At 48.3% G+C, this 16,280-nt stretch carries 18 protein-coding genes, 1 riboswitch and 1 other annotated feature; of the genes, 5 read left to right on the top strand and 13 right to left on the bottom strand.

Annotation, left to right across the window (positions count from 1 at the left end; translation table 11 throughout):
* Window positions 1-37: 37 nt before the first annotated feature.
* On the bottom strand, window positions 38-709 hold the full coding sequence (gene yeiL / locus QRX25_RS06445; RefSeq protein WP_212101119.1) for a transcriptional regulator YeiL: 672 nt from the start codon (window positions 707-709) through the stop codon (window positions 38-40).
* Between the two features lie 81 nt (window positions 710-790).
* Here yeiL and QRX25_RS06440 point away from each other — a divergent pair, with 81 nt between their 5' ends.
* A complete protein-coding gene (locus QRX25_RS06440) occupies window positions 791-1,975 on the top strand; it encodes an MFS transporter (RefSeq protein ID WP_212101117.1) in 1,185 nt (394 codons plus the stop codon).
* Window positions 1,976-2,314: 339 nt separating this feature from the next.
* On the top strand, window positions 2,315-4,504 hold the full coding sequence (locus tag QRX25_RS06430; RefSeq protein WP_212101115.1) for a BclA C-terminal domain-containing protein: 2,190 nt from the start codon (window positions 2,315-2,317) through the stop codon (window positions 4,502-4,504).
* A 19-nt stretch (window positions 4,505-4,523) separates the two neighbouring features.
* On the opposite strand, the gene QRX25_RS06425 is transcribed toward QRX25_RS06430, so the two are convergent.
* From QRX25_RS06425 to ohrB, 4 genes are all read right to left on the bottom strand, one after another.
* Window positions 4,524-5,651, bottom strand: coding sequence for a glycosyltransferase (locus QRX25_RS06425; RefSeq protein WP_065981282.1), 1,128 nt, complete (start codon window positions 5,649-5,651; stop codon window positions 4,524-4,526).
* Window positions 5,652-5,655: 4 nt separating this feature from the next.
* Window positions 5,656-6,129, bottom strand: coding sequence for a hypothetical protein (locus QRX25_RS06420; protein WP_065981281.1), 474 nt, complete (start codon window positions 6,127-6,129; stop codon window positions 5,656-5,658).
* Between the two features lie 21 nt (window positions 6,130-6,150).
* On the bottom strand, window positions 6,151-6,696 hold the full coding sequence (locus QRX25_RS06415; protein ID WP_212101112.1) for an alpha-helical endospore appendage domain-containing protein: 546 nt from the start codon (window positions 6,694-6,696) through the stop codon (window positions 6,151-6,153).
* Between the two features lie 140 nt (window positions 6,697-6,836).
* Window positions 6,837-7,247 (bottom strand): organic hydroperoxide resistance protein OhrB, encoded by a 411-nt coding sequence (gene ohrB / locus QRX25_RS06410; protein WP_045506603.1) that lies wholly within the window; start codon window positions 7,245-7,247, stop codon window positions 6,837-6,839.
* 75 nt (window positions 7,248-7,322) lie between these two features.
* Here ohrB and QRX25_RS06405 point away from each other — a divergent pair, with 75 nt between their 5' ends.
* On the top strand, window positions 7,323-7,832 hold the full coding sequence (locus QRX25_RS06405) for a MarR family winged helix-turn-helix transcriptional regulator (protein WP_283092423.1): 510 nt from the start codon (window positions 7,323-7,325) through the stop codon (window positions 7,830-7,832).
* A gap of 27 nt (window positions 7,833-7,859) precedes the next feature.
* Here the strand turns inward: QRX25_RS06405 and QRX25_RS06400 are convergent, their stop codons facing one another.
* From QRX25_RS06400 to QRX25_RS06365, 8 genes are all read right to left on the bottom strand, one after another.
* Window positions 7,860-8,285 (bottom strand): organic hydroperoxide resistance protein, encoded by a 426-nt coding sequence (locus QRX25_RS06400; RefSeq protein ID WP_212101106.1) that lies wholly within the window; start codon window positions 8,283-8,285, stop codon window positions 7,860-7,862.
* A gap of 114 nt (window positions 8,286-8,399) precedes the next feature.
* Window positions 8,400-9,647, bottom strand: a complete 1,248-nt coding sequence (gene proA, locus QRX25_RS06395; protein ID WP_212101103.1) for a glutamate-5-semialdehyde dehydrogenase — start codon at window positions 9,645-9,647, stop codon at window positions 8,400-8,402.
* Window positions 9,644-10,756, bottom strand: a complete 1,113-nt coding sequence (gene proB / locus QRX25_RS06390; RefSeq protein WP_065981276.1) for a glutamate 5-kinase — start codon at window positions 10,754-10,756, stop codon at window positions 9,644-9,646. The genes proA and proB overlap by 4 nt, the downstream gene beginning before the upstream one ends.
* Before the next feature lie 67 nt (window positions 10,757-10,823).
* Window positions 10,824-11,037: a binding site (T-box leader), on the bottom strand.
* Between the two features lie 86 nt (window positions 11,038-11,123).
* Complete coding sequence (gene purU / locus QRX25_RS06385) at window positions 11,124-12,026, bottom strand: formyltetrahydrofolate deformylase (RefSeq protein ID WP_045506614.1); 903 nt, start codon at window positions 12,024-12,026, stop codon at window positions 11,124-11,126.
* Between the two features lie 73 nt (window positions 12,027-12,099).
* Entirely contained in the window at window positions 12,100-12,414 is a 315-nt protein-coding gene (locus tag QRX25_RS06380; RefSeq protein WP_065981275.1) for a DMT family transporter, read from the bottom strand.
* Window positions 12,414-12,752, bottom strand: a complete 339-nt coding sequence (locus tag QRX25_RS06375) for a DMT family transporter (protein ID WP_065982866.1) — start codon at window positions 12,750-12,752, stop codon at window positions 12,414-12,416. Before QRX25_RS06375 ends, QRX25_RS06380 begins: the two co-directional genes overlap by 1 nt.
* 66 nt (window positions 12,753-12,818) lie before the next feature.
* Window positions 12,819-12,928: riboswitch (guanidine-I (ykkC/yxkD leader) on the bottom strand.
* 12 nt (window positions 12,929-12,940) lie between these two features.
* Window positions 12,941-13,486 (bottom strand): GNAT family N-acetyltransferase, encoded by a 546-nt coding sequence (locus tag QRX25_RS06370; RefSeq protein WP_065981274.1) that lies wholly within the window; start codon window positions 13,484-13,486, stop codon window positions 12,941-12,943.
* A gap of 101 nt (window positions 13,487-13,587) precedes the next feature.
* Window positions 13,588-14,106, bottom strand: coding sequence for an acyl-CoA thioesterase (locus QRX25_RS06365; protein WP_003154772.1), 519 nt, complete (start codon window positions 14,104-14,106; stop codon window positions 13,588-13,590).
* A gap of 190 nt (window positions 14,107-14,296) precedes the next feature.
* Here QRX25_RS06365 and QRX25_RS06360 point away from each other — a divergent pair, with 190 nt between their 5' ends.
* Window positions 14,297-15,157 carry a dimethylarginine dimethylaminohydrolase family protein gene (locus tag QRX25_RS06360; protein ID WP_212101100.1) on the top strand — a complete coding sequence of 287 codons (861 nt, stop codon included), beginning with the start codon at window positions 14,297-14,299 and terminating at the stop codon, window positions 15,155-15,157.
* A 68-nt stretch (window positions 15,158-15,225) separates the two neighbouring features.
* Window positions 15,226-16,275: a lactonase family protein gene (locus QRX25_RS06355; RefSeq protein WP_212101097.1), complete on the top strand. Its 1,050-nt coding sequence runs from the start codon at window positions 15,226-15,228 to the stop codon at window positions 16,273-16,275.
* Window positions 16,276-16,280 lie beyond the last annotated feature (5 nt).

Below are 16,280 nucleotides of genomic sequence, written 5' to 3'. Positions count from 1 at the left end.
CCTTATTTGAGCGGATGGCTGTTTTTTTCTGGGCCCGTTACTTATTTTTCAGCGCCTCTGCAAGGTCATACAGTGAATCATGCTGCTTAATTTGATAGCCCCGCCCTTCTTTCTGCAAATACCCTTTTTGGCAGAATTGCGTCAGTACATGTAAAAGATGACGGTAAGATACACCTAAATAATCACAAACCGTTATGTGCTTCTCTTTATAAAATCCTTCAAAAGCCGTTTGCAAAATAAAATCAGCAAGCCGGTTTTCAAGCGGGAACGCCAGACTTTGTGAATACTTTGAAGCCATAAGTGTTGCCTTTATACTTAAAAACTTAGCCAATTCACGCAGGAATTTCGCATCCTGAAGCAATTGCGAGCGGCAGCGGTCAATCGGCAGAGCAAAACAAACAGTCTTCGCTGAGGCCTGAATTCCTTTTGTATAATACATTTCATGTAATAGTTCCATTTCTCCGATGTAATCATTTTTGTTGATAAAATTAATTAACGACACTTTCCCGTTTTGATGGGTTACATATATTTTCGCTTTTCCTTCAATCACGTAAAACAGGAATTCCGGCCTCCTGCCCTCTTGAATCACCCATTCATCCCGCTGATATTCGCGCACTTCCATATACTCTTTTGCGGGAAAAGAAAATAAATGCGCGATTGAGTGTTTTTCTAACTGGTGCCGCTTTTTCTCACCTTTATAAATTTCCATCGTCCACCCCAAAAATATGAGATATCTCATATTGTCTTTACGTCTTTACATGATAACATGCCAATTAAAGGAGGAACGGGAATGAACGCATATCGCTGGATGAGTCTGCATTTTTTTAGTTTTTTTATGACATGGGGAGTTTTCCTGCCCTATTGGACGGGATGGATGGTGCATATAAAAGGGATTTCCGTATCCGAAGCCAGTTTCATTATGAGCTTAGGCCTGACAGCAAGAGGGATTTCCACATTACTTTTCTTTCCTTATTTATCAGGAAAATTCAGCAGCAAAGCCTTACTGAATGGCGCCAGAATCGGCACGCTTCTTGCACTTTTATGTTATATTCCGGCTGATTCTTTCCCAAGCCTGCTTCTTGTGACATTAGCGCTGCATGTGTTTTACCCGGCTTTGATGCCTGCTTTAGACAGCGCTTGCGGCGTCCTTGTACAGCATAACGAATTAAAGGATTACGGGACCAGCCGCCAGTGGGGGTCCGCCGGATTCGTTTCAGCCGGCATTATCCTGTCCGTCTTTACAGGCATGTTTGGGGATCAAGTGATTTTATGGGCACTGCTTTTAGGCACTCTGATATTCGTATGCCTCAGCTTTATGCATGCCCCTGCTGTTCTTTCAAAACGGCCGGAAACAGACCGCGCAAAAAAAGAGGGCATGCTTTCCTTATTCCGCGTCAAACATTTCGGTCTGGTGCTCGCAATCGTCATCTTACTGCAGGCGGCACATGCATCTTACTACAATTACGGTTATCTCTTTTTGCAAGAAATCCATGCACCCGCATATGCAATAGGGATCATCATCAATATCGCCGTTATCGCGGAGATCATCTTCTTTGCAATCGCTGACCGTTGCTTTCATCAATTTTCAGCAGGCTCTTTGCTCGCCATGGCGGCGCTTGGTGCAACCGTACGCTGGATACTGGTATTTGCCTTTCCGCATGTCATCATTTTCTGTATTGCGCAGACGCTGCATGCATGTTCATTCGCGATGGGACACTATGCATTTATGAAATACTTAATTAAGAATATTTCACCTGTGCAAGTCCCGAAAGCCCAAGGCATGTATTCAGCGCTGGCGCTCAGCTGGAGCACAGCGGTATTTACCATTTTTGGAGGTTTTCTATACGAAATTGAACCCAGGTATGCCTTTATCGGAATGATTGTTTGTACGATCCCTTCTATGCTTCTTGCCCTTTTGTACAGGAAACTGGAAATGAAAAAGAAAGTTTTTATCGGAAACGCACAGGATATATAGCTAAAGCTTTAAGTATATGATCTAATTTCCTGCATCCGAGCAACTCGGAGGACATGGGATGAATCAGCATACTTCATTTTTAAAACGGGCGGTCACACTGGGAGTTGAGAGCGTGAACAATGTGACATCAAGCAGCGATCCGGAATGCGTGCCGGACGCTTCAAACAGACCAGTTTGACGATTGTGTGATTTACACAAGCTGTGGACCGTGCCCAAGGTAATCGGCTCAGAAACTTGGACAGAACAAGTGAATATATTGATACCGTACTGCTTTACGCTTTTTTTGGCTACTTTGTACGTAATGAAGAAACTTTCCACCAACTCATAAGGAGGGACGTTGTGTCACAGCCTAATTTACCGAATATCACCCCTGTCGTTACCCTTTCCAGGGACGATACCATTAACCTTCTTCTTTCGGCAATTGCTATGGAAGAACTGGGGATGGCACATATTCTGAATGCGGAAGGGGAAAAAATCCAATACGCGCTCGGAACGATTCCCGGCTTAACTGGACCGCCGTCAAGTCTTGCGGATATTCTGAACTTGAACGAGAGCGTCCGTGATACGCTTGACAGCTTAATGAAACAGGAGCTTCTTCTCGGTTCAAAATTGGACAGTATCTCAAATATCCCTACACTGGCGGGACCGACCGGGGCTACGGGACCGACTGGACCAGCCGGCGGACCCACTGGACCGACTGGAGCAATCGGGCCGGCCGGAGCGACGGGGCCAACCGGGCCGACCGGGCCGACGGGGGTCACCGGTGCGGGTCTTCAAGGGATTATTGTTTTTAATCCTTTGATTGCCCCTACTTACACAACCGGTCAGGTTGTCCTGTATAACGGCAGCTCCTATGTCGTGAACACAGCTTCGCCTGCCGGGGTTCCGGATACGTCTGCCGATTATACGCTTTTAGCTGCCGCAGGGCCGACCGGGCCGACTGGTGTTACCGGCGCCGGTCTGCAGGGTATCGTGCCGTTTGATCCCCTCGCCGCTCCTTCGTATACTGCCGGACAGACCGTTACGTTCAACGGCAGCTCTTACGTTGCCAACGTAAACAGCCCGGCGGGAACCCCTGGAGCTTCAGCTGACTATACACTTTTAGCCGCGGCGGGAACAGCTGGCGCTACCGGAATCACCGGGCCGACCGGAATCACAGGCGTTACTGGTGACACTGGACCGACCGGAATCACTGGTGCTACCGGATCCACTGGACCGACTGGAATCACTGGTGCTACCGGAACCACTGGGCCGACTGGAATCACTGGTGCTACCGGAGCAACCGGATCGACTGGGATCACTGGCGCTACCGGAGCCACCGGGCCGACTGGAATCACTGGTGCTACCGGAACCACTGGGCCGACTGGAATCACTGGTGCTACCGGAGCAACCGGATCGACTGGGATCACTGGCGCTACCGGAATCACCGGGCCGACCGGGATCACTGGCGTTACTGGTGACACCGGACCGACTGGAATCACTGGCGTTACCGGAGTCACCGGGCCGACTGGAATCACAGGCGTTACTGGTGACACTGGACCGACTGGAATCACTGGTGCTACCGGAACCACTGGGCCGACCGGAATCACCGGCGTTACTGGAGCCACCGGGCCGATCGGGGTCACTGGCGTTACCGGTGACACTGGACCGACCGGAATCACTGGCGTTACTGGTGACACTGGACCGACCGGAATCACCGGTGTTACTGGAGCCACCGGACCGACCGGGATCACTGGGGTTACCGGTGACACTGGACCGACCGGGATCACTGGGGTTACCGGAGCCACTGGACCGACCGGGATCACTGGGGTTACCGGAGCCACTGGACCGACCGGGATCACTGGCGCTACCGGAGTCACCGGGCCGACCGGGATCACTGGGGCTACCGGTGACACTGGACCGACCGGGATTACCGGCGTTACTGGTGACACTGGACCGACTGGAATCACCGGCGTTACTGGTGACACTGGACCGACGGGAGGCACTGGCGCTACTGGAGTCACCGGGCCGACCGGGATCACTGGTGCTACCGGTGACACTGGACCGACTGGAATCACTGGCGCTACTGGAGCCACCGGGCCGACCGGAATCACCGGCGTTACGGGCGTCACCGGAACAAGTCTAACAGCAACTTCCGGCTTTGCAAGTAATACAGGCGGCGGTATTGTCGCAGTTGTTGTCGGCGGCACAACCATTTCCTTGCCGAATGATCAAAACCTTTCCGCAGATATTACGGCTAATGCTGCAAATACTGTGTTTACCGTTGCTCCGGCAGGACGATACTATATCTCCTACCATATTAATTTAACGGCCGGCCTGCTTGTCAGTTCACGGGTCTTGATTAACGGCACTCCATTTCCAAGTTCAATTATTGCACCGGTCGCGTCATTGGCAAACTTCAATAACTCCTTCATTGTGACTTTGGCAGCAGACAGCACCATCCAGCTCCAGCTGTTCGGATTATTGGGTGCGGCGACATTGCTTGGAGGAAGTGTCGGTGCAGCATTAAATATCATTCGATTATCTTAATGGAACAGATAAAAAAGGATCAGGCGTTTGTCCGCTGATCCTTTTTTAATTGAGACAGAAGTTCTTGTGCGGGTTTAAATTGAGGATTAGATTTCACGGATTTTTTGGCGTAAGCGATGGCCGTCATATCATGGTTTAATTCAGCATGGCATTTCGCCATATAATAAAAAGCTCTGAAATCGGCGGCGCCTTTTAAAATTAAGTGACCAGGGTTTTCCTCTTCAATCCGCGTCCCGTTTTCAAATGCTTTGATTGCCGCTCTGTACTTCTCCAGATGATATAATACAAGACCTTTATAATAATGAAGATTACTGTAATCGGGATAAAGCCTGAGCACCTTTTCAATCCCCTGCTCGGCTTCTTCATACCGTTTGAGTTCAAGCAATATTGTATATTTTAGATAATACAAGAGAGACGGAGGCATTCGGTTTTCACTTAAAAATTGAAAAATTGAGCCGTTGACAAGGTGTAATGCTTTTTCATAGTCTTTTATTCTGTAACATTCACTTGCCAAATGATAAATAAGCCACGGATCAGGCGTTTCCTCTGAAAGCTCTTCATTTAAAATGCTGATATTCCGTTTATGTTTTTGTTTGATCTTTTCTTCCTGCTCCAAATAGCCGTAGTGATGAATCACACAAGGAAGCGTAAAAAAAGCATTGTTTTCTTCCTCATTGGAAGACATGATATTTTCGTGAATTCTGCCTTGATACAAAAGGCCTTCATGATTGCGGAACAGTCTCGGCTGCATGCTTTCTAACGCTTCGTTTTCATCCAGCTGTTTTCCCGTATAATTGATAATCTTCAAAAGGCCCCGGCTCGGTAATTCGTCATGAAGCAGCGAAGTTAAAAAGCGGCCCGTCTCCTGATCGAGCTCTTCATCCGCGTCAAGCATTAAAATCCAATCCCCTTCGGCATGCTGCAGACCGTAATTTCTCGCCTTTGCGAAATCATTCTCCCATTCTAAATCATACACTCTGGCCTGAAAGTTTTTGCAGATATCTTTTGTATTATCTTGTGATCCGGTGTCTACGATAACGATCTCATCAGCAATATCTTGTACACTTGATAAACAGCGGGAGATATATCTCTCCTCGTTTTTTACAATCATGCAAAGCGTCAGTTTACATTCGGCATTTCCGCTCATTTTCTCACCTTTCCCGCTTTTGGAGTTGTGGATTGAACCAAGGCCGTTCAGGAGTGCCGTTCATCGTTACGATGACAGGCCTCACCCATCTGACGGCAGGTTCGGCAGATGATTCTGTATTCCATTCCTGCCATTCTTGAAGCTGCCTGACCGCCCGCTTCGTAATGGGATGCGCCCGGAATTCGCGCGGGCTTTCAGAAATGAATTTTTTCGTTCGTTCCGTCACTGTTTTCATTTCATGAAAGTGCCGCTCATACATCCGCTCCTGCCCTCTTTCCAGGCTGATCATTAAAAACAGCCGCCCGCCTGTTTCCATCTGCCAGCGGCACAATGCGGAGAACAGCCTGATTTCTTCCTTGTAATTTGAACCCCTTCTTTTATCAACGGTCACAGATAATATATTTAACAGCGCAATCGTGAGACAATGCATGGCTTCAAAAGATGTCTGTTTCGCTTTTGCGATGCTTGGATACGGCATATGCTTCACCCGTCTCTTTCTTTATGAACGCTCCCCGCCTTTCCTCTTCCATCCGCATTCCTCACAATCCTCGCACTCACAGCAGCCGATGCGGCCGTAAAACAGGCCGTCACACGGATCTTCAGGTGAAGGATTCGGATCACATGGGCCGCTTGAATCGTCGCCCGGATCATCCGGTTCGCAGGGATCATCCGGATCCCACGGGTCATCTGGGTCGTCTGGGTCGTCCGGATCGCCCGGGTCACTCGGATGACTTGGGTCGCCCGGATCCATACAGGCTTCAGAATCCTGTAAGTAGATAATGTCCTCGAGCTTCGTCTGCAAAAGGAGCTGGGATTTCATGACGGTGCGCAGGAGCCGTTCGGTGCTTCTATTGATTGCTGACAATTCCCCTAAAGTGGGATCGCCGGAAGCGCCGAGAAATGTTTGAATTCTTTCTGCTTCCGCCTGCAGAATATGGGATAATCCGATTTCTTCCATAGCAACGGATGAAAGAAGGAGGTTCAAAGTCTCACATCTGGAGAGTGAAATGTCGGGGGTGATGTTCGGTATGTTTGGAAGAGACATCGATTTCTCCCTCGTTTCTCTTGGTGTCATTATGCTAAAGTGCTATATCGTATTCTTATTCCGGGAGAGAAGAGATCATTACTGATGTTTTCGTTAATAAAATATCCCGGATATAAGATCCGGGATATTCGTTCGTGTATTTATTTGAGTTCAAGTTTGACGTCAACATTTCCTCTTGTTGCTTTTGAATACGGACAGAACTCGTGAGCGGCGTGTACAAGCTTCTCCGCCGTTTCTTTATCAAGGTCTTTTGTATCGATGACGAGTGTTACGCCGATTTTGTATCCGTCGTCGCTCTCATCTTTTAAAAGGCTGACCTGTCCTTCAATTTCAGAGGTCATGTCGATGTTCTGTTTTTTGGCGGCGAGCTCAAGCGCTCCCCCGAAGCAGGCGGCATATCCTGCCGCAAACAGCTGTTCAGGGTTTGTGCCGGTTTCACCGTCTTTTTTTGCATTCGGCATGATGATGTCAAAATCCAGCACTCCGTCTTCGGATTTAATATGTCCTGACCGTCCGCCGACTGCGGTCGCTTTTGAAGTAAATAATGCCATAATTATCAGCCTCCTCATTGTGCTTATTGTATATATTGCCCCTGCTCATATTTTTAAACATGATAGGAATAGGAAATGTGCCTTTTTTCGGCTACAATAGGGGTAACGTTAACAAACAAAGAGTTGGTGAAAGAAATTATGGCAGAAAAAGAATTTGAACATATGAAACTGGAGAATCAGCTTTGTTTTTTGTTGTATGCAAGCTCCAGGGAAATGACGAAACGGTATAAACCGCTGCTTGATAAGCTCAATGTGACCTATCCGCAATACTTGGCGCTTCTCTTATTATGGGAGCACGAAGAACTGAATGTAAAACGGATGGGTGAACTTTTGCACTTGGATTCCGGAACGCTGACACCGATGCTGAAACGGATGGAGCAGCGCGGAATCATTATGAGAAAGCGGTCGCCTGAAGACGAGCGCTCCGTGACGATCAGATTGACAGATGAAGGGCGCGCCTTGCAGAAAATGGCGGCGGATATTCCCATTGCCATGCTGGAACAGACGGGTCTGTCAAAAGAGGAATTAAAGCAGGTAAAGCAGGCGCTTTATGAAGTTTTGAAAACATTGCATGGCGTAAAATAAGGATGCCCGAATGGGCATCCTTATTTTTTATTCTGCTGCCAGAAGATTTACTTCAATATTTCCCGCTGTCGCTTTTGAATACGGGCAGACACCATGCGCTTTTTGAATAAGTGCCTCAAGCTCCTCTTTATCAATGCCGGATGCTTTGGCCTCAAGGGTAACGCCGAGTTTATATCCTTGGTCTGCTTCATCTTTCAGCAGACTGACATGCGCTGTGACCTCTGTTTCAATACTCAGGCGCTCTTTTCTCGCTACGAGCTGAAGGGCGCTGTCAAAGCAGGCAGAGTATCCTGCAGCAAACAGCTGTTCAGGGTTTGTGGCATGTTCGAGCCGTTTTGCTCTTGGCGTTCCCGGCATGGCAACATCAAGATTCAGCACACCGTCAGAAGACGAGACTTTTCCCTCCCGTCCGCCGGCGGCTGATACTGAAGCTGTAAATAATGGTTTTGTCATGTGAATTCACCTCTATTATATTGTGTACAATTAAATTGTACACAATATAATATGAATCGTCAATCTCCCCGCACAAAAAAAGCCTACCCTTTTTCAAGGATAAGCTTAAAAAGACTATACGCGGATTTGTCCGTTTCCTTTAATAATGATTTTTGTAGATGTTAACGCCGGAAGCCCCATCGGTCCTCTCGCGTGAAGCTTTTGCGTGCTGATGCCGATTTCGGCTCCGTACCCGAATTCAAAGCCGTCTGTAAACCGTGTGGAAGCATTATGATACACGGCGGCGGCGTCAACGGCTGTCTGGAAGTAAGCGGCATGCTCACCGTTTTCCGTCAGAATGGCTTCTGAATGGTTTGTGCCGTACTGCTGAATGTGGCGGACCGCCTCCTGTACGTCATGCACCGTTTTTACACTGAGAATCGGCGCCAGGTATTCCGCTCCCCAATCGGCCTCTTCGGCTTGTTTCGCATTAGGCTCCAGCTCGCAAATCATCTGATCTCCGCGTAGCTCCACCCCTTTTTCTGTCAGCTGATTCAGCAGCTTTCGTCCGTGTACTTCCGCCCATTTTTCATGAATCAAAAGAGATTCAATCGCATTGCAGACAGAAGGCCGCTGTGTTTTGGCGTTGATGACGACATCTCTTGCCATATCGGGATCTGCTGACTCATCTATGTACACGTGGCAGTTGCCCGCTCCGGTTTCTAACACGGGTACGGTTGATTCCCTGACCACCAGATCAATCAAATTTTTGCCGCCGCGCGGGATCAATACATCCAGCCCGTCATTTAATGTGAAGAGCTGTTTCGCGGTTTCTTTGCTTGTATCTTCTATGAGCTGAACGGCATCAATCGGAAGCTTTGACAGTCCCAGTGCGCGTTTCATCACACTGACAAGCGCTTTGTTGCTGTGGATGGCTGACGAACTTCCTCTGAGCACAACCGCGTTTCCGGTTTTCAGGCAAAGTGTGGCAGCGTCTACGGTAACATTCGGTCTGGCTTCATAGATCATGCCCACTACTCCGAGGGGCACGCGGATTTTTTCAATGGATAATCCATTCTCTTTTTGAATGGTCTCCAATGATTCACCGACGGGATCTTCCAGACCGATTAACAGTTCTACAGCATCCGCGATATCGAGCAGGCGTTTTTCATCAAGAGTCAGCCTGTCAATAATGTCAGGTGTCAGCCCTCTTTTCTGTCCCGCTTCAATATCTTTCTGATTCTCTGTTAAAATCAGCTGGCGTTCATTTCTGAGTCCGTCTGCAATACATTGGAGCGCTTCGTTTTTTTCAGCAGTCGTTTTCATGACCATTTCGGCAGCCGCTTCTTTTGCCAAGGCAGCTTTTTGCAATACTTCACTCATTTGTTTTCCCCCTCGTCAAATAAATTCACCCAATCATTTCTGTGAATCACTTCCACCTGCTTCGCGCCCGGAAGCTGATCGCTCCGCTTCCCTTTGGCTTCCAAAATCTCATCGGATGAGTAATGCGTCTGCCCTTTGCCGATGATGCCGCCGGGACCTCTGACTTCCACCACGGCCCCTTTCGGAAAACTGCCGCAGACATCGGCGACACCGGCCGGAAGGAGACTTGAGCCGTTATGGATCATCGCCTGCTCCGCTCCCCCATCAATGATGATTTCCCCTGATATCGGAGAATGAAACATGATCCATTGCCGTGTATTATTGACGGAGGACAGCTCTTTATCACCGATATATGTGCCGTCGCCTTTACCGTCTAAAATCACCTTCAGTTTTTCCCGTCCGGCACCGGTTCCGATAAACACCTTAACTCCGAGCGACAATGCGGTCTGGGCAGCGAGAAGTTTTGACTTCATGCCTCCGGTGCCGACCTTCGAGCCCGCTGATCCGGCATACCCGAGCAATTCAGGTGTAATGTCAGTCAAATAGTCAAACCGCTTTGCGTCAGGGTTTTCATTCGGATTGGCATCGTACAGCCCGTTAATGTCTGTGAGAATCATTAATTGGTCTGCATGAATCAGGCCGCTCACAAGCGCCGACAGCATGTCATTATCTCCGAACGTCAGTTCTTCGACTGATGTGGAATCATTCTCATTAATAATCGGCACGACTCCCCGCTCCAATAATTCCATTACCGTGGCATACGCATTTCTGTACCGCTCTCTTTTTGAGAAATCATTTCTTGTTAATAAAATTTGCGCCGGCGTCAGACCGTATCTTTTTAAATGGTCCATATATTGCTGCATTAAAAGCGTCTGGCCGACCGCGGCGGCTGCCTGCTTTCCTTTTATCGTAACGGGGCGCGCCGGATAGCCGAGAGCGGAAAAACCGGCTGCCACCGCGCCTGAGGTAATGAGGATTACTTCATGCCCGTTTTCTTTTAATAATGAAATGGCTTCCGTATGCTCCTTGATTTTGGCTTCATCAATACTTCCGTTACTGTTTGTGAGCGAGCTGCTCCCGATTTTCACAACAATTCTCTGCTTTTTCATAGTTTCTCCTCCGTGGCAATCAATCCAAACCGGCTCATCAATAAAAAAAGCCCATTCCGTCCTGAAAAATAAGGACGAAATGGGCTTTCCGTGGTACCACCTTGTTTGAACGCGTTTTGCACGCGTCCCGCTTTCCTGTAACGCCAGGTTATCGCGCCTGAGTTTTCCCCTCAGGACTCCAAGGCAGGTTCGGCAGGTTTCATGCGGCAAAATGTTTCAGCGGGCCATTTTGCTCTCTGTCACAGAAAGTTCTGCGTACTGATCCTCTTCAACGCTCAATGATTTTTTTATATTATGCAAAGAAAACGGGTTCTTGTCAAGACATTTTCATCCATAAAAAACGGCCCGCCTCCCCGGCGGACCGCTATTAATTAAATACGATCGTTTTGTTTTCGTGTACGATGACGCGGTCTTCCAAGTGCCATTTTACGGCTCTTGCCAATACGCTGCGCTCAATGGTTCTGCCGATATTCTTCAGATCCTCTGCGTGATCTCTGTGATCGACGCGTTCAATATCCTGTTCAATAATCGGGCCTTCGTCAAGGTCATCCGTCACATAGTGAGATGTCGCGCCGATTAATTTTACTCCGCGCTCATAAGCCCGTTTATACGGATTGGCGCCGATAAAGGCCGGCAGGAATGAATGGTGGATGTTGATAATCCGATTCGGGTGTGCAGATACAAAGTCAGACGTCAAAATCTGCATGTAGCGGGCAAGAACGATCACATCAATCTCATACTGCTCCAGCAGCTCAAGCTGGCGCCGTTCAACTTCCGCGCGGATGTCTTTGTTAGCCTTCATGTAATGGAACGGAATATTCAGCGGTTCAACCACTTCTTTCGCCTCTTCATGGTTGCTGATGACGACCGCAATTTCGGCCATCATATTGCCGCTTTGCCATTCCCAAATGAGTTCATGAAGACAATGCAGCTCCTTCGATACAAAGATCGCCACGCGCTTCAGCTCACTTGCCAGAGACAGGCTCCATGTCATGCCGAATGTTTGGGCGATTGAAGCGAACGCCTGCTTTAAGTCCTCTTTTTTCTCCCGAATGCCTTTGCAGTCGAATTCAATCCTAAGAAAAAACCGCCCGCCTTCAGGATCTGTCGTATATTGATTTGATTCAATAATATTTGCGCCATGTTCAAACAAAAACGCGGACACAGCCGATACAATTCCCGGCTGGTCGGGGCAGCTGACGAGCAGGCGCCCTTTTTCCTCATTCCCTTCGCGGTATTCATTCAGCCGCTGTGTCATATATGAATTCATATGTTTTAATCCCTCGTATCTTCATAATTCGTAACTTATTATAGATTATACTGAAGATTTGTTAAAAATCAATTTACGAAAGAATTTTCAATCCTACGGCAGCGCATAAAATAAGCGCAATGAAAAAGATGCGCTTCGCATCCTTCTGCTCTCCGTAGAAAAGAATACCGGCTAACGCGCCGCCCGCCGTGCCGATACCCGTCCAGATTGCATAAGCCGTTCCCATCGCGATCGTTTCCATCGCATAAGAAAGCAGCGAAAATGAAGCCGCAAAACCGACGATAATGAAGAGAATCCATTTGATTTTCTTTTCTTTTTGAAATTGATTCATCAAAATGACCCCGAGCATTTCACAAAGACCCGCGGCTATCAGACTGATCCAATGCATTACGCCTTCTCCTCCTTCGTCTCAGGCGTATCCTGTGTGACCAGCTTTAATCCGATGACACCGATCAGCAAAACGCCGATCAGCACGATTTTCACCGGATCGGCCTGCTCTTTGAAAAGCAAGATTTCACTCAGCACGGTGCCCGCTGTCCCGAGACCGGTAAAGACCGCATATACCGTTCCTACGGGCAGGCTGTTAGTCGCCTTGATTAATAGATAAAAACTGATGATGATGCCCACAATTGTGGAGCTCCACGTCAGCGCCGAATCTGCATGTTTCAGGCCGATGACCCATACAACCTCAAATACGGCCGCTAAGACCACTAAACCCCATTTCATGTTCTTCACCCTTTCTGTTTTCGGACAATACAAAAAAGCCCGGATAGTCGTCTCACATGAGATTGACTCTCCCGGGCTTTTTTCCCTCCGTGTGCATATGCGGGAATATGTCCGCATATGTGTTTTCTCTCGGACCAGGCCATGTGTGAACATGCGGAACCCTAGAAAACATGTCTGTTCGTATCATACTACATTTCGCTGAAACGTTCAATGTCAGATGTGATGTCAAAAACCGTCAGCTGCCTCTCCCATTTGTTAACGGTCTCGCCGGGCACCATGCCGATTTTTTCCGCGACACGGACGGAAGCAAGGTTTTTAGGATCAATCAGCGCCGCTATGCGTCCGTATTGCTTTGTTTGAAAACCGTATGTTAGACAGGCCTTGGCAGCCTCTGTTGCATAGCCGCAGCCCCAATGGCGGCGGGCAAACATATAGCCGATTTCCATCATCGCGGTTCCGTTTACCGTCTGCGGAACGATTCCGCATTGACCGAGAAATGCACCCGTCTCTTTATCTTCTGCGATCCAAAGACTCACGCCGTATCCTTTGGCCAATCGTTTGTTCCAGGCAATCCATTCCTTCGTTTCCCGTCTGCTTTTAAGAGAAGGATAATATTTCATGACCTCTCTGTCGGTAAACAGCCCGTACAAATTCTCTTCATCGTCATCCCGCATGGTGCGCAGGCGGATACGCCCGGTTGTCAGGATGGTGCCGGAAGACTTATGTTTCATCATACACGCCACGTCTCCTTTCCCTGTATTAGATTATGGGTCCGGCAGGAAAAGTCCTTTTTCAGCGTAAAAAAAACCGCTTTTTTAAAAAAGCGGTTTGACGATTACCAAGGCTTATCTGTCCCGAGCGCCTCGGCCAGGGCCTTGCTGTGTTTTAAACGGTTTTTTCGTTCTCCGGCGCGCTGAACGGCCGTATTGTGAAGCATGATTTCTTCCTCGGTTTCCGGCACGATCCGCGGAACGGGCACCGATTTCCCGTTTGAATCGAGCGCGACGAAGGTCAGAAATGACGTTGCCGCAAGCTCGCGTTCCCCAGTCATCAGATGCTCTTTAATGACTTTGACAAACACCTCCATAGACGATGTTCCGACCCATGTGACGTAGGATTCAAGGCATACGGAATCCTGCTGGCCGATCGGGCGCAAAAAATCTACAGAGTCCATTGAGGCCGTGACGGTTTCACACCGGCAGTGGCGGGCCGCGGAAATTGAGGCGATATCATCAATGTAGCTCATCAGCTTTCCGCCAAACAGCGTATTGTGGTTATTGGTATCAAGCGGAAAAACCCTGCTTGTTTTGACTACCCTTGTTTCTTTGCAAAATCTTGATTCTGGCAACTTCATTATTCAAACTCCCCTTTGGTGTCTGGTCGTTTTGACTCATTCATCTGCTACCACCTATTAAACAATACTTTTACCGTTTTGTCTAAAATTTTAAATGTTAAGTTGGTTAGATATTCTGTCAGAAATGTTTCATTATTCATCACATCCGGGAATAATAAACGCACATTGAATATTGATAGGAGGCTATCACATGGACGTATCCATTCCCAAATCCACGCAAAAACCGGCATGCCGCAGTGAATATGATGCTTTGAAAACAGTCATTTTATGCCGGCCGGAACACATGGCCATCAAAGATATTATTAACGGAACGCAAAAACATTTCAAACAAGAAAATATTGACATCTCCACCGCCCTCAAACAGCATAATGAGTTTATTGACATTTTAAAATCTCATCAGATTGAAGTCGTCCTGCTGCCTGCCGATCCTGAATTGCCTGAGCAGGTATTCACCCGGGATATCGGATTTGTCTTAGGAGAAACAGCGTTTATTTCAAGCATGGCGGCTTCAGTCCGGCAGGGAGAAGAAAAGGTGTTTCAACACCTGCTTGACGATGAGAAAATCCCTTATACGCGAATCAGCAAAGCGAACATTGAAGGCGGCGACGTCATGATCGCGGACGGCACCGTTTATGCCGGGCTGAGCGAGCGCACGGATAAAGCGGCTGTCCGGGAGCTGCAGGAGGCGCTGCCGGAGATGACCGTCGTGCCGATCCCTCTTAAGGAGGATTTCTTACATTTGGACTGTGTGTTTAATATGATCTCGGAAACGGAGGCGCTATACTGCAAAAATGGCTTGCGACAGAAAGAAATTGATCTTCTCGCCGAACGTTTTGAGATGATAGAAGTGCCTGAAGAAGAACAATTTACGCTCGGACCGAATATCCTGTCAATCGGCAATCAGACAATTATCAGCCTGCCGCAGCACCGTCATACGAACCGAGAGCTCAGGAAAAGGGGATATAATGTCATTGAAACCGAGTTTTCCGAAATTATCAAATCGGGCGGTTCCTTCCGCTGCTGCACCCTGCCGCTTGTCAGAACATCTTAAACATTTACAGGCAGTTTCCTTCAAGATACGTTAATATAGAGAAGACAAGACTTAAAGGGGGAAACCGAATGGCTAAGTACATAGGATACGCGGGAACATATACAAAAGGCGGAAGCGAAGGCATTTATTGTTTTGAACTTGATACAGAAGCGAAACAGCTCAGCCAGCCGAAGCTGGCTGCAAAGCTCGGCAACCCGACATACGTCACACCGAACTCTGATAACAGCATGCTGTATTCCATTGAAAAAGCAGACGGAAAAGGCGGCGTCGCAGCCTATCAAATTAATCAGAACAGCGGCGAATTAACGTTTGTGAACCATCAGCTGATTGAAGGCCCGTCTCCATGCCACGTCAGCATTGATAGTAAACATGAATATGTTTTAACCGCTAATTACCACAGCGGAAAAGTGCACGCCTTCCCTGTCAATCAGGACGGCAGCCTGCAGGAGCCGGCAGCTGAAGCAGCTCATACGGGGACCGGTCCTCATGAAAGACAGGAGAAACCGCATGCTCATTTCGCAGGCTTTACACCTGAGCATAATTACATTGCGGCCGTCGATTTAGGGACGGATACGCTGTATACTTACCAAATGCAAAACGGCGCGCTCACAGAGGTGAAAACCCATTCTTTCGCACCCGGTTCAGGGCCGCGCCATATCGTTTTCCATCCGGCGGAAAAATACGCCTATATCATGACGGAGATCAGCAATGAAGTCATCGCGCTTGAATACAATCCGACCTTGGGTGAATTCAGAGAGCTCCAGGTCATTTCCGCTTTGCCTGAAGGCTTTACTGACAAATCCCAGGGCAGCGCGATCCGCATATCTAAAGACGGCAGATTTCTTTATGCCGCCAACCGCGGGCATGACAGCATCGCCATCTTTAAGATCAATCAATATTCCGGGGAATTGTCTCTTGTTGAATGGGTGCCGACAGAAGGAAGCTGGCCGCGTGATTTCGCGTTTGATCCATCCGAAACATTCCTTATCGCGTCAAATGAAGAAACGGGAAATCTGGTTTTGTTTGAACGCGATCCGGAAACGGGCAGACTGACTCTGCTTCAATCTGACATACCGGTTCCGTATCCGGTCTGCGTGTCATTTCTGCATCAGGTTTAATCACA

This window comes from Bacillus sp. L381 (genome assembly GCF_030284525.1).
GTDB classification, from domain to species: domain Bacteria; phylum Bacillota; class Bacilli; order Bacillales; family Bacillaceae; genus Bacillus; species Bacillus amyloliquefaciens.
This window is presented reverse-complemented; position numbering and strand designations above follow the sequence as displayed.